12 protein-coding genes are annotated in these 14,503 nt (G+C 57.4%); all 12 read left to right on the top strand.

Annotated features, from left to right (window positions below; genetic code table 11):
• The first annotated feature begins 5 nt into the window (after positions 1-5).
• The gene (locus ACGHVY_RS10090; RefSeq protein ID WP_390598780.1) at positions 6-2,273 is read left to right on the top strand and encodes a hypothetical protein; all 2,268 of its coding nucleotides are present in this window, start codon (positions 6-8) and stop codon (positions 2,271-2,273) included.
• Between the two features lie 67 nt (positions 2,274-2,340).
• Positions 2,341-2,514, top strand: coding sequence for a histone H1 (locus ACGHVY_RS10095; RefSeq protein ID WP_390598782.1), 174 nt, complete (start codon positions 2,341-2,343; stop codon positions 2,512-2,514).
• A gap of 120 nt (positions 2,515-2,634) precedes the next feature.
• Positions 2,635-6,384 carry a hypothetical protein gene (locus ACGHVY_RS10100; protein WP_390598784.1) on the top strand — a complete coding sequence of 1,250 codons (3,750 nt, stop codon included), beginning with the start codon at positions 2,635-2,637 and terminating at the stop codon, positions 6,382-6,384.
• A 48-nt stretch (positions 6,385-6,432) separates the two neighbouring features.
• Positions 6,433-6,738: a hypothetical protein gene (locus ACGHVY_RS10105; protein WP_390598785.1), complete on the top strand. Its 306-nt coding sequence runs from the start codon at positions 6,433-6,435 to the stop codon at positions 6,736-6,738.
• A 23-nt stretch (positions 6,739-6,761) separates the two neighbouring features.
• Positions 6,762-7,076 (top strand): RNA-binding protein, encoded by a 315-nt coding sequence (locus ACGHVY_RS10110; protein ID WP_390598787.1) that lies wholly within the window; start codon positions 6,762-6,764, stop codon positions 7,074-7,076.
• Between the two features lie 60 nt (positions 7,077-7,136).
• On the top strand, positions 7,137-7,826 hold the full coding sequence (locus ACGHVY_RS10115) for a hypothetical protein (RefSeq protein ID WP_390598789.1): 690 nt from the start codon (positions 7,137-7,139) through the stop codon (positions 7,824-7,826).
• Complete coding sequence (locus ACGHVY_RS10120; protein WP_390598791.1) at positions 7,819-8,760, top strand: hypothetical protein; 942 nt, start codon at positions 7,819-7,821, stop codon at positions 8,758-8,760. Before ACGHVY_RS10115 ends, ACGHVY_RS10120 begins: the two co-directional genes overlap by 8 nt.
• Positions 8,761-8,764: 4 nt before the next feature.
• Positions 8,765-9,652, top strand: a complete 888-nt coding sequence (locus ACGHVY_RS10125; protein WP_390598793.1) for a hypothetical protein — start codon at positions 8,765-8,767, stop codon at positions 9,650-9,652.
• Complete coding sequence (locus ACGHVY_RS10130; RefSeq protein ID WP_390598794.1) at positions 9,642-10,214, top strand: hypothetical protein; 573 nt, start codon at positions 9,642-9,644, stop codon at positions 10,212-10,214. Before ACGHVY_RS10125 ends, ACGHVY_RS10130 begins: the two co-directional genes overlap by 11 nt.
• Positions 10,211-12,280, top strand: coding sequence for a hypothetical protein (locus ACGHVY_RS10135; RefSeq protein ID WP_390598796.1), 2,070 nt, complete (start codon positions 10,211-10,213; stop codon positions 12,278-12,280). The genes ACGHVY_RS10130 and ACGHVY_RS10135 overlap by 4 nt, the downstream gene beginning before the upstream one ends.
• A gap of 116 nt (positions 12,281-12,396) precedes the next feature.
• Entirely contained in the window at positions 12,397-12,930 is a 534-nt protein-coding gene (locus ACGHVY_RS10140; RefSeq protein WP_390598798.1) for a hypothetical protein, read from the top strand.
• A gap of 284 nt (positions 12,931-13,214) precedes the next feature.
• Positions 13,215-14,441 (top strand): hypothetical protein, encoded by a 1,227-nt coding sequence (locus ACGHVY_RS10145; RefSeq protein WP_390598799.1) that lies wholly within the window; start codon positions 13,215-13,217, stop codon positions 14,439-14,441.
• Positions 14,442-14,503 lie beyond the last annotated feature (62 nt).

A 14,503-nucleotide genomic window follows, 5' to 3' on the forward strand; every position in this document is an offset into this window, starting at 1 on the left:
AGACTATGGCCCTATACGAATATTCCCGATTCAAGATACGCATCGACCCCGGTTCCAAGAAACGGCAGGGCTTGCACACCGGAGACGTCGTGCGCCGTCAGTACGTGGACGGCACACAGACCTTTTACAGCCTGATGGTCGTACTGACCACCGGTGAGGACTCCGTGCCATTGCCTGACGGGAAGGAGGCATCGTCGCCGTATTTCATCGGTGCGCTCATCGAGGGTGACGAGCCCCGCGACGGGGAGCTGCTGGATTTCGTGCGCCTCACGAGCCTGACCGATGAACGGCGCAGCGGCGCCATGTACCTGACCGCTTCGGACGAAGAAGCCCCGTACATGGATGTCATCGACGGCATGGGGACGGAACGTTCCTTGTTCCGCCCAGCATCGCTTGCCGCGTTCGGTTGCAGTGACAACGTGACATGGAGCTATCATTATCTCCCCTCGGAAGGTCCGGCCAGCCGGATTATCCGAATCACCCGTTCTACCGGTCAGACGGCAGCTTCAGTCGGTTTGCAGATTCCGTTTCCCCGGTCCGTCTCCCATCCCCAGCGTCTGGTCATTTCCTTCCGTATCCGTGCCTCCAAGGAGCTGTCCGCCGTACCGTTGCGCTTCGGGTATGCCGACGGCACAGAGACGGAAGGACAGGACACCGTGGACGTTACGACCGAATGGCAGTACCGGTTGTGCCTGATTACGGTGGATTTCCCTGCGGAATATGCCCGCGTACTGGCTTTCGACCTTTCCGGACATCTTGAACAGGGTGACTGGTGCGAGGTAGGCGACCTCAATGTCTGTCTGTTAGAAGACCTTTCCTCCTTTTCCGAAGCCGCCAAAATCCGTATCGGGCGCATCACGGGAGTTATCGACCCGCTGTTCGGCATGCTGCAAGGTTACGGGGCTTACTTTCAGCGTCTGTACGCCACGCGGGATGTCCATGTGGCCGGTACGCTGACCGCGGGTGACGAGGGCGGCTTCGGCAGCACTTTCTACGCCGGACGCATTCACAAGAACTGCATCCTCAATTCGCTGAACGGCAATTTCACCACGACGGTCGCGCGCCTTTCATCCCACTCTCCAAGCGGTATCGGCAAAAACATCCTGCTCCCCGTTAGCGGCGGGACATTGCTTTGCCAGAAAGAAGCATGGACGGAGAAACACGCGGGCGAGCATTACTGTCTATCGTTCTGGTGCTACTGCCCGTCCAAACAAGAAACCTCGTTCGATATTCTTCACGGGGGAAAGGTGCTTGCCAGCCTTATAATGCCCCAATCCTGGCAACGGGTACATATCGCTTTCGACATCGAACCTGTCCCCGGTAGCGACCTTTGCATCGATTTCCGCACCGAGAACCGGGTAGTCTGGTTTTTCAGTTCCCCACAACTCGAAAAAGGGAACGTTCCAACGCTATATCAACCCACGGACGACACCTTGAACGAAACCGACGAATACGGGGCGTGGTTCTGCCGGGGCGGTGTGGGCGGCACGATCCAGCACCCTCTGCTGCGGTTGGAGCCGGACGGTTCCATCCGTGCCGGCAACGATTCGTTCGTCATCAACCCCGACGGCAGCGGATACTTCTCCGGCGGCCGTTTCCGCTGGAACAAAGACACCATCATCTTGCAGGATGTCACCATCCGCTGGGAGGACCTGGACGAGGAGATGCAGGAACAGATGAGACCCCGTTTCGTCACCGTCGAGGGCGGTACGGTGTTTCATTATTCCGATGCCGTTTCCGGCCATCTCTGCGACCCGACGGAAATCCTCCTGACCGGTACGGCGCAAAACCTGACAGCGGATTCCTGCCGTTGGGAACACCTCGCCGCGGACGGCGGATGGAAAGACACCGGAGGGAACACGTCCGTTTACACGCTCACGCCGGACTTTCCCGGCTGGGAAGGACGGAACGTACTGACGCTCCGCTTCGTCGTCCGGTCGTCCGGCACATCGTATCATGCTACCCATACCGTCTCCAAACAATACGACGGCAGTGACGGCTATTCTTTGCATGTGGAGTCCGATTCGGGTACCGTTTTCCGTAACGAGATAGTCGAGACGACACTCCGTGCCCGCCTCTACAAAGCCGGGACGGAGATTACGGACCGGATTCCCGATGAACAGTTTCTCTGGAGCCGTATCAGCGACGATGCCGGGAGCGATGCCCTTTGGAATGCGGAAGACCACCGGGGACGCACGCTGCGGATTACCGGGGAGGATGTGTGGCGCAAGGCGGTATTCAACTGCGAGGTATTCAATCAGGCAATGCGATAAACAACCGCGTTACGGGTGAAATTCCAAAAAATTCCTATCTTTGCGCCTGAAAATAAAAAACATTGATATGAAAGAACTTGTAGAAAAAATCAACGGACTGATGGAGTCCTTCTCGAAAGATGCCAAGGCTCAGATGGAAGCCGGAAACAAAGCTGCCGGCACCCGTGCCCGCAAAGCATCGTTGGAACTGGAGAAAGCACTGAAAGAATTCCGTAAGGTTTCGATCGAGGCTTCGAAGTAAGTCCGTTCGGCAACATCGAAAAAGAAGCATGGCCAAAGGGCCATGCTTCTTTTGTTTTTACCGTTCTCGGTTATAAACTCATTGCCCACACATACGGCTATTCTTATACAAACAAAACGTATGAGCAGCCGACAACTTATCGCCCGTGGGCAAGCCACGATATACATACAGAAAGATTCCTACACGATCAGTCAATCGCTCGGGGAATATGTCTTCCCCGCAGACCATTCGGGGAAGCTACTCTCAGCCGTTACCCTGACCTCGACCGTCAAGGTCATATTGGGCGATTCGGAATACCAGGACTTTACCATCGGAGCGATTATCAAGCCGGCGGGCTTTTCGTCCATTACAGTGGACAACAGCCGGAAGACAGTGACCTATACGCTTGCCGCCGGAACGACAACCCTTGCCGACCACGGTTCACTGGACATCCCCGTTACCATTGCAGGAACATCTTACCGCCTGTCGTTCGTCTGGTCGAAAGCAAAATCCGGTGCGCCGGGTGCAGCCGGTGCCGATGCCAACCTGCTGGACTGGGTACGGGAGTGGAATACGGGGAAAACGCTCATCGACAGCCATACCGTCATCACGCCGAAACTCTTTGCCGGTGTGAAGAATACGGACGGAACCATTACGGGTACCGCCATCGGACGTTTTGCCCTCAGTACGAAAACCGCGTCGGGCAGTATTGTTACCGAAACCATCGACGGGATCTGCGGGTTCAGGAACGGTTACAAAACCTTTCTTCTGGATAACGGCGGCAATGTCCAGCTCGGTTACGGCGAGCAGTTTGTCCGCTATGATGCCGCAACCGGTAAAATCACGTTCGGTGCGGGTGTCAGTCTGAACTGGACCAATGCCATCCAGCAGGCTAAAACAGAGACCCTGAACGCTGCTGCCGCTACTGCCCAGAGTAAAGCGGACGCTGCATTGGGCAGTGCCAAGAGCTATGCCGATACGAAGAAAAACGAGGCTGTCACGCAGGCAGGCAAAGATGCGGACAGTAAAATCTCCACATTGACCACTACGCTGAACGCTTCTATCGCCGACGCCAAGAAAGCCGGTACGGATGCCCGTGCCGTAGCGGATGCCATCACCTCGAAAGCCAATACAGAGGGCTGGTCGAACAAGCTGACCTACATCGACGCAAACGGCATATTCACGGGAAAACTATCCGCCAATACCGTCAGCGCCATCAACATCAACGCCTCGCAGATTACGGCAGGCACCATTGCTACCGCCCGTCTGAATGCTGCGGAAATCCGCTCGGACATCATCAATGCGGCCTACATCAACGGTCTGACGTGTGCTTTCGTCCGGGGCACCATCGGGGGCTGGACCATCGGAGCCACCACGTTATCCAACAGCCACATCGTGCTGGACAGCGGCAACAAACGGGTGGTCGTTTACGGAGAGAACGCCGGTGTCGCCAACGGCAGGCGCGTGCAGCTTTACTACAACTCCGATACGGATTTCGGATTTTTCGCCACGGATGCCGCCGATAATTGCCTTGCCCGTTTCGGCTCGGCCAACCGGATTGCCGGCTGGAGCATCGACGCGACCCGCATCTACAAGAACAACATCGCATTGGGTGCGGACGGTTCTATCACGAACGGCAGCAAATGGAAGCTGAACAACGATGGTTCCGGCTGTATCGCTTCGGGAAACATTTCATGGAATGCGGAGGGAGTGGTGACCTTTTCGGCAGCGGTGTCGCTGAACTGGACCAATGCGGCCAACTCAGCCTTAGCCTCCGCCAAAACGTATGCGGATACAAAAAAAGCGGAAGCCGTCGATGCAGCGGCGGCAGACGCTACCAGTAAGTCCGATGCGGCCAAAGAACTGGCGCGGGCGATGGCTTTCGGTAAAATGCTCTACCGAGACCCTACTTTCCGCAAGGGCAACAACAGCACCAGTGTTTACAACAACGCCGCGAACGGTACGGTGACTGTGACCCGAACCAGCGCATCGGCTCCCAATGACAGCGGTTATATACTGGAGATTAAAACTACCGGAAATGCTACTCCTGGTTTCGGCGGATTCACTTTCCATACCACTACCGGCTACAAAAAGATATTTATCGCCCGTATCATCGCCAGGATTCCGATCGGGCGACAAATCGCCTGGGCCACAAACAACATCGGCACGGGAGGTACCAGCAAATGGCTGACACCGACCGCCGGGACGGGAGACTGGTGCGAGTACATCTACAAAGTGGAATGCGGCACGGCATCCTTTTCCACGACCAATTTCTTTTATCTGACCGAAGGGGCCGCTGCCACGGCCGAAGCACCGATTACATGGCAGGTGGCATACGCCACCGTGTTCGATGTCACCACCTCGGAGCGTTACACAACCACCATAGACGCCAACGGCATCTATACCGGTACGCTTACTGCGGCGCAGGTCAATGCCGTCGCCATCGATGCAGGCAGCATCCGGACGGGGACGCTCAGTGCCGACCGCATTGCGGCGGGGAGCATCGACGCTTCCAAACTCGATGCGGCCAGCATCAAGGCCAACATCATCAACACGGACTATATCAACGGTCTGACCTGTACATTCGTTCGAGGTAAGATCGGCGGGTGGACCATCGGGGCGGACAACATCACGGCCGGCAGTGTCGGCACCATCGGCGCCATGCCGATTCAGATCCGCTCCGCGGCCAGCGGTTCGGGCTATTGGTACACCGGTGCCTACAAACCGCTCGGTATCGTGATGACCTGGCACCAGAGCAGCAATGCTGGGCATGTGGTCTTCGGGCAGATCGCCGCTTCGGGCAGTACGGTCAAGACAGGATTCCTCGGTATCCAGATGATGACGTGGGATAACGTGGAATACTTCTGTCTTTCGGCCAACTATACCAAGTCGGGCGCCAAGGAGATTTACAACCGCATTGCCGGCTGGGCTTTCGACAACACCCGTATCTGGAAAAACAACGTCTCGCTGGGTGCCGACGGCTCCATCACCAACGGTACGCGGTGGAAACTCAACAACGACGGTTCCGCCTCGTTCGGCTCGGGGCGCAGCCTTTTCAACACGGACGGTTCGGGACAGGTGGCCAACGGCAAATTCAAGTGGGATGCCGCCGGGAACATCACCGCGCAAGGCGGGCAATTCAAGGACGTGACCATACAGGGAACCATCCGCAGCGCCTTTGTCCAGAACGACCCGTCGATTTGGATCGTAGTAGGCGGCGGCACGACCAGTGAGGTACAGACCGACCCCGTGCATTACGACAACGTGGTGTGTACACAGACGGGAGGCTGGAACGAAAACATCAACCTGCAATGGACCCTGGAAAACTCCGGCCGCCGGATTTGCCTCGTCAATTACAAATGGGGCTCGACCATCTCGACGGGCTACATGTCCATTACGGCACCCAGCGGCAAATACTTCTTCGAGGACGGCATCTCGAAAACGACGCTCAAATTCTCCCGGGAGGTCATCGAAATGATCGGTTACGGGGATGACAAAACCTTCTTCGGCTGGATCGTGCTCAACCGCCGCGACCTGATGACTACGGGCAAATACGGGAAATACTTGCAGGTACTGGCTTCCGGCATCGTTACGGGCACCGCTTCCAGTGCCTCTATCAGCTACAACACCTTCGACGGTTCGGCGGGTGTTTCCGTTACCCGTCTGGGGAAAGGTCAATACCGGGTTTATCTGCCATCGTCATGGGGGCTGGCCAGCAAATACATGGTTGTGGCGACCGGCATTTTCTCTACGGTGGACAATACATCCATCTATCCTTCCGTGAAGGGTATCTACTCCTACTATTTCGACATCTATACGCAAGACGACTCCACACGCAACGACGGTTCCTTCAATTTTATGGTCATCAGCACCAATAACTGGGACCATTAGCAAACCATCGGGCGCCCATGCCGCTATTCTTATACAAAACGATAAAACATGATGAACATCATCCGCATCACAACGACAAAGACAGCGCAGGAACGTACCGAGCGCGCCTTCTACAACCTGGATTTCACCATCACCGACAGCGCATTGGAGCGGGTGGTGGCGACTGTTTACACACCGGAAAGCCGTCCCGACAGCGACACGCCTCCGGTCTTTATCGGCACCATCACCTACGAAAACGGGCAAATCTTCTGTTCGTTGCCCAAGGAAGCGGCCATTGCCGGACTGATGGCTGACTTCGAGAACCTTATGGTGCAGATTCAGTCCGCCGTCACTGCCGCGACCGCAACCGAATAATCCGAAAACCAATTATCAGCAATATGGAATTAAACATCAAGGACCGGCTCTACATCCCGGTCATCCTGCCCAAAGACGGCACATTCAAGGAGTTCAACACCAAGAAAGAGATCCTGCGCAAAATCGAAATCTCCGCCGAGGAACGCGAAGCGGTCGGCCTGCACGAGAACCAAGAGAACGGACGCATCGAGTGGGACATCGAAAAAGACACGCCGCAGTCCATCGCTTTCACGACCGACGAACTGGACTACCTGAAACAGGCGTGCGAGAAAATCTCGGACGAGAAACTGCCGGACGACATGTGGATGGTGGTGGAGAAGATCTACGATGCCGCTTAATCCCTATCCGTAACACACGGCCCCGGCGCACCTGTGTCCGGGGTTTTTCAATACTTGTTTATGGCACGCATGGACATCACGATGAATCCCTCCTTGGGAGAGGTAAACACCTCGGCCGGTCTGGCCGGCAAGGTGTTCTATCCGTTCCGTCTGTCGGGAGAACAGGACGAGACGCGGGTACGCGGGGAGATTACCGTCCCTGCGGACTTCGCCGTGCGCCGCCGTGGCGAGCAGGGTTTCCACGTCCAAATCCCTTACACGCCGCTCTACAAGGAACTGCTCGTGCGCCTGCGTCTGGACAACGGAACGGGACATCCCGAATATGTCATCAACTCCGCGAACAACACCACCTGGTTTCCCGTGTATTTGCAGGACAGCGAGGGTGCGATGCGGGCCATCCGGCTCTCCGAATACGAGACCGTCAACGAAGAAGGCCGTTACCACCTTGTCCTCCGGGACGGCTGCCTGCTTCTCTATTCCGGCGACACGACCGATCTGGAAATCGGTGCCGCCAAATACCAGAACGAGGTGTTCCTGCTGAAAGCCCTTCCGGGAAACCTGTACCAGTATCCCACCACCGGAGTCGGTCTGATCGACTTTCTGCACGGCAACTTCGAGAACAACAACCTCGCAGCCAGACTGCAAGCCGAGTTCAAGGGCGACAACATGGTCATCATCAACGCCTACATGGACTCCGTCACCGGAGAACTCCTGCTGGAAACCGAAGAAAAGGAGGAACAGCATGGGTAAATATACCGTTACCGAAGGTCAGAACCTGTATGACGTAGCCCTGCACCTGACCGGTTCCATCGAGGGCATTGTGGACCTGCTGATCTGTAATCCCGCACTCTCTCTGGCCGACACGCTCCGCAGCGGGGACGAACTCTTCTACACGGACGATTTCGTCATCAACGCGGATGTGGTCGCCCGATACCGCCGGGAACAAATCGTCCCGGCCGGCGGAGAACGGAACGTTTATCCCAAGCATCCGTCGGGCGGCCGCCGTCTGTGGTTTACGCTGGAAGCCGCACAAATCGCTACGGCTTTCTCTCTTTCCGGCAGCGGTACCGCCGAAATCGACTGGGGCGACAACTCCGCGTTGGAACCCGTAGCGTTGAGTTCTTCGGTGCGGTTTGTCGAGCACCGTTTCGACAATACCATCGCCACGCTCCGACAGGTACGCCTTTACGGAGACTTCACCCTTCAGAGCCTCGATTTGAGCGCGAGCGGCGCCCGTCGCATCCGTCTGTCCGAGCCGCTTCGCTGCGAGCGGTTCTCGCTTTGCGGCGGTTCATGCCCGTTAGACTTCGCACCTCTGCTGGACGGCGTCTTCCGGATGGACCTCAGCCGCCTGAACTGCGGGACGTTGCTGCCGTTGGCGGAGTGCCGGCAACTGATGACGCTCGATCTGACGGATGCCGACGTAAGCCGTGCTGCCGTCAATGAATACCTGATCCGGCTGGTTACCCACCATTACGGCCGCCGCAACTGCGACCTCACACTGCCCGTCGTTCCTTCCGGCACTTATGCGGAACCCGTGCGGAATGCGGCGGGAGAATGTCTCCCCGCCACCGGTCTGGAGGCTGTCTGGCTGCTCACCCACGAGGAGAGCTGGAACGAAGGCGGTGCCTGGGTCATCCGTACCCCTGAAAAAAGCTATCGTTACACCCCCAATCAACCTTGAGCCCATGAGCCGAACCCTGAAAGAAATATACGACGAAGTCGTCCGGGAGCGCAACAAACGCATGGAACTGAACGAATTTTCCAGTGACTCGAAGCTCTCCATCCTGAACGGTATCACATGGACGGTCGCTGCCGTCATCCACAGCTTCGAGACCCTGCTCGATGTCTTCGCCTACGACATCTCCGAGACCATCAACCGGCGCATCAACGGCACTCCGGATTACTATGCCCGTGCCCTGCTCCAGTACCAGAAAGGCGACGAACTGACCGTCCGCGAAGACGGTCTGGCTTTCGGGTACGCCTCCGTGGACGAAAGCAAGCGTATCATCACACAAGTGTCGTATGACGAAAGCAGCGACGACGTGAACCTCGACAGCAAGCTGGTCCTGAAAGTCGCCACCGGGGACAAGGGCAACCTGTCCGCCATAGATGAAGAGGAGCTGGTACAGATTCGCGCTTACCTTGCCAAGATCAAATTCGCCGGTACCCGCGTCGAGGTAACCTCCCTGCCTGGCGACCTGCTGGTGCCCCGGCTTTCCGTCTTCTGGGACGGCGCCATCTCCGAGGCGGAGGTGTTCGACAACATCGAAGAGAAGCTGAAGGAATACATGATGAACATCGAGTTCAATGCCGTCGTCTATGTCTCCAAAGTCATGGAAGCCATCCGCTCGGCCGAGCATGTGACCGACGCGTGGATCGACGAAGAGGCCACGCCCCGGCAGGGAGTCTTTTTGGCCTGCCACAACAGCGACGGGACCCTGATGCCGATGGAGCGCATTGCTCGGATGCGGCACACCGCCTCCGGATACCTGCGCCAGTCCTCCGGGAAGGGAGATGAAGAGCAGATACCGGGTTTCCGACAAGCCCTAAAACTCAGCGTCGATGGACAATAACAGATACCGGTTGCCGACCGACAGGCTCATCAACCGCCTGACCCCGCACTATTTGTCGGGACGGCGTTACATCCTGCTGTTGCAAAGCCTCGTATGGCCGTTGCAAAGCCTGAACGACCGTTTCTGCGCATGGGCACGGGAGCGGCAGATCGAGGCGCGCATGACCTCGCAGGTAATGTGGTTCGAGTGGTGGCTGAACTACCGGTTCCGCCGTTACTTCCGCGACGCATCCGATGCCATCCACATCACCGACAGCACACCGCTCGGCGTGGATCTCTACCACGAGGACGCGACGGTCGGCCGGCCGTTCACGGTGTGGTACGAGGGTGAGCAGGTCACGACGGATAGTGACGACGAAAATCCCCGGCCGTTCCATTTGCTCACCGAAGAGAAAGCCATTGCGAAAGTCAGCTTCATGGTATGCGTGCCGTCCATCACCATCCCCACGCAGGAGTTCGTTTACATGCTTTCCTACGCGGTGAATACCTACCGCACGGCAGGCAAGACCTACCTGATCAAAATCGACGGCGAAGAGCTCAAACCCAATAAAACGAAATCATGAAAGAATTCATCGCGGAACCCGGCGGCCGTTACACCTACGCCGACGATATCATCAACTTGCAGGACATGGTGTTGGCCGTCGGCAGCCTGCTGGACGGCTGTTCCAACTTCATCATCTCCGGCTGTCAGTGCCAGGGTGCCGTCATCACCCCCGGATACGTGTGGTTGGGCAGTAAAATCCGTCGTTTCGAGGGGTGTGCCGACGCTTCGTATCCGTACTACATCTACGAGAAAAACAGCAACGAGTCGGTCACCTACGCCAACGAAGTCAACAAACGCGGCCGTGCCTGCTACCTGGCTTCGGGCGGACGTTCCGTGCCCGACACGGCCGATCCCGTCACGGGAGCCTTGCCACAGTTCATCGAGGTAACGACCGACTATGCACCCCGGTTGGCGGATAAATTCTTCGGCCGCTACGCCCTGATGACCGACAGTCCTTTTACCCGACAGACCGTTCGCAAAGACCTCCTGCTGACCGGCACCCTGACCGTCGAGAAAGGTATCGAGAGCAAACATTCACTGCTGGTCTCGCCGACAGGCAGCAAAAAGATTCTGCGGGGCTACTTTCCCGAAGCCTCCGTCGCCCGTCTCGAAGCCGGCACGAATGCGGCTCCCGTCGCCGCTGTCGTATTCGACCTGCTTAAAGGCAGCGTCATCATCGAAAGCAAAGGCGTTGTCGCCGCCACCTTCACGGAGCGTCTCTGCACCTTGTCCGACCTGCGCAGCGACACGGTGCGTGCCGGTTCGCTTTTCTTTACGGGAAACCAACTGAAGAACATCTCCGAACGAAGCGACAAGGGAACCGTCCGCATCAACTACGACGGCTACAATGAGGGCACGGCCTACTTCCGGAACTTCGAGGTGTACGACGGCAAGCGATGCACGCTGCCGCTGTTGCAGGTCTGCGGAGCCGACAAACGGGTGGCGGTACATGCCGTGCTGGCTGTCGATTCGGCGCATGGCATCACGCTCTCGGACGCAGACCACGTCCTGACGGATGCCGCATTCGGCGGTACCATACGCTGGTGCGACCAGTCAGGGGCGGAAGCCGCCATTGTGGGCTATACCGCAGACAAGCATCCTCATTTTTCCATCACCAACGCGGCAGGAGGCATTCTGCTCGTCCCGAAAAACTTCGTCGACGTGCAGGGCGATTTGCAGGTAAACGGCATCTCCATCGCCAAGACCTACGCCACGCAGCAAGCCCTGACCGACGGGCTGAACAAGAAAGTGGATGCCGTCGAGGGCAAGGGGCTATCGACCAAAGATTTCACCCAAGAGCTTTACGACAAACTGAACGCCATTGCCAGCGGCAACTTTGCCGGGGAGGACACGCCCCAGAGCGAAGGGTACGTCACTACGACACAGGTCGCCGCCGAACTCCGGAAAAAAGCCGACCGTCTGTTAGGAGGACTCAATGAAGGCGAGCAGCAGACCGCCGCCGGGAATCTGGGTGTCCATTCCAAGAAAGACGCCGACAACCGTTTCGGCCGTCTTGCAGAGCTGTTCCAGGACTACATTGCCTATTTGGTCGGTCAGGGCAAAAGTTCGTCCGATGCCCAGCAGATACTTCGGGACAAGTTGGCCGCCGCCGGCAGCAAAGACCTTGCAGACAACTATGTGCGTCGGGATAAGAAATTATCGGACCTCGCATTATCCGATGACGATGCCCGCAAACTGGCCTGCAAAAATCTCGGTGCTGCCTACGCCGCCGACTACCAGCCCAAACTGCCCGACACCGGCTGGCTCCAGATGTCGAACAGCGGTTCGGGAACCGATACCAGCAAGCTGTTCGTACGCCAGATCGGCAGCATCGTCTGCATTCAGGGCCGTATCAACACCGCCCGGCGTGACGGCAGCAACGAGGGCGGCATCATCGCCGTCATTCCCAACAAGGTCGAGCCGCCCAAATACGGCTTGCGCACCACGATGGCGCACTGGAACGACGACCACAAATACAACCGGGGTTCGTCCTTCACCATCGATGCCGGAAGCCGCTACGTCCGCATCTACGAACGGGGCATGTACAACACGGAAATCAATATTCACTTTTCATACATGACGTAACATGAAAAAGCTCAACATCCAGCGCGACCTGAACAGCCGCGCCGCCATCAGCGAGAAACGCCGTCGCACGCACAGCGTCGCCCAGTCATCTGTCGAACCTGTAAAACCCGAAACACATGGCACAAGCGAAGAAACACCGGGGCGCGAGGATCACCCGCAAAGCGGAACCGAACCCCGCAAAGCGTCCCGGAAGGTCCGGAAGGCCGAAGGGGACGTATAAGCGTTACCTTTTCGAGGAGACCAAATTAGGATTCTTCCTCAAATACGAGGTTCCCGAAGTGTTCCAGCTTATCATGCAGTCGTTGCCGGCGGGCAGACACCGTGCTCCGCCCTTGCCGCTGATCCGTATCGTCTGCTCGGCCTCGAAAGACCCGTCGCTCAGGAAGCCCAAGTTCCGGCGTTACATGGAACTCTACGAACGGGACGGCCTCTATTGCCGCCGCGCTACCGTGATGACCCCGGCAAAGAAGCCCTTCTACGACGAGATGCGGCGGCGCAAGCTGGAAAAATTCATCTGCCGGAACCGAAAACTCATCTCCGCCATCCGCCGCCAGATGGTCGAGGACGCCTCGAAGGTGGACACGTCGAACCTCTATCCGGCGGAGCGCCTGCGTCTTCCGTGGCAGACCCCCACGACGGGAAAAACCTGAAACGATTATTCGCAGGGTAAAATAAACCACTTAAAAACAGTGCGTTATCCACTTTTTCAGCAAACATTCAACCGTTTATTTTGCCCGTTCGTGAAAGGAGGCTATTTTTGTAAACACTCAATTGAATCCGCCCGTTCGGGCGGCGCATAGGGAAAGTGATAAACGGACCGGAACTGTCCGGCTTTCCATCCAGATTCTAAACTGAAGAGCGGCGGTGCATCCGAACCCGTCCCTCGTCGTCTTTTAGATTCTTCGGCATTAGTAATTTTATCACTTTCAACACTATGCAAGACGAAAATCTTGAAAGAGAGAATCCGGTTTCCGTGGAGGACTTATTCCTTGCCTCGCAGGAGACCTATGCCCAGGCGCAACAGCGGGCGCAGGAAGAGAACAAGGCATTCGCCCGCACCGAATTCTTCCGCATGGACAAGTTGGGCGTGTACCGCCTGCGCGTCCTGCCCATCGCGCCGACCACCGACGGCGTCCTTGCCCGTCCTGGCTACGAATTCCCCGTCCACCAACTGCTGCTCGAACTGGAGAAACCTTCCACGGGCGGCAAAGCCTCGTACCTGTACGTGACCGTTCCGCGAGCTACCGACGCCGGTTATCCGCTGGACCTGATCGACATCTACCGCAAGGCCGCCGTGGCGGAGGCCAAGGCACAGGGGGACGACAAGCTGGCCGAGAAAATCGGCGGCGGCAGCTTCGGCGGCGGTCTCAAGTACAGCTACGGCCACGCACTCTACGTCCTCGACCTCGATGAACGGGCCAAAGGGCTCCAGCTTCTCACGCTCTCGCACAGCCAGTTCAAGGACCTCGACGAGCGTAAGTTCAAACTCTGGCAGAAGAAACTGGCCAAGAACCCCAACTATCCCTGTCCCGTGTGCTCGGTACACGATGCCTATCCGGTAGAAATCGAGAAGAAAAAGAACGGCGGCAAGACCGAATACCTCGTGAGCATCGACAACGAAAGCGACACCGACGTGCTCTCGAAGGAGGAACTTTCGGCCCTGCTCTCCGCACCCCGCATTCCCGACATCATCTACCGCTACTCGCGCTATCAGGCCGAGGCGACCGTCGAGTATCTCAAGCAGTGCGATGCCCGTTACGGCATGTCTATCATGGAGACGGACGAGATGAAGGAGGCCATCGAAACCATCATGGCCGCCCTCCCGAAAGAGGACACCAGTTCCTTCTCGTTCGACAAACGCACGAAAGACAACAAGGACAACCCGGCGGCCGGAGCCGCCACCCTCGATGACCTGTTCGAGCGGTTCGACAGCTTGCAGGAGCAGGGGTTGGGCGACCGCACCGAGCAGGGACAGGAACTTCGCGGGCTTATCCGCGCCTACATCGAGCAGGAAAGTCTCCAGATCCGTGTGACCCGTTCGACCTCGAACAAAGACCTGCTGAATATGATCGAGGAGGCGATGCAGGGTCCCGTTCCTTCCGAAGAGGAGGAAGCACCGGAACCGCCGGCCGAGGAGGAACCCCGTCGCCGTCGCAGATAAACAGACACATAGAGTTATTCATTTCAGGGAAGGAGCAGCCTTGTGCTGCGCTTCCCTTTCCT

The organism is Bacteroides sp. f07 (genome assembly GCF_042854785.1).
Lineage (GTDB): Bacteria > Bacteroidota > Bacteroidia > Bacteroidales > Bacteroidaceae > Bacteroides.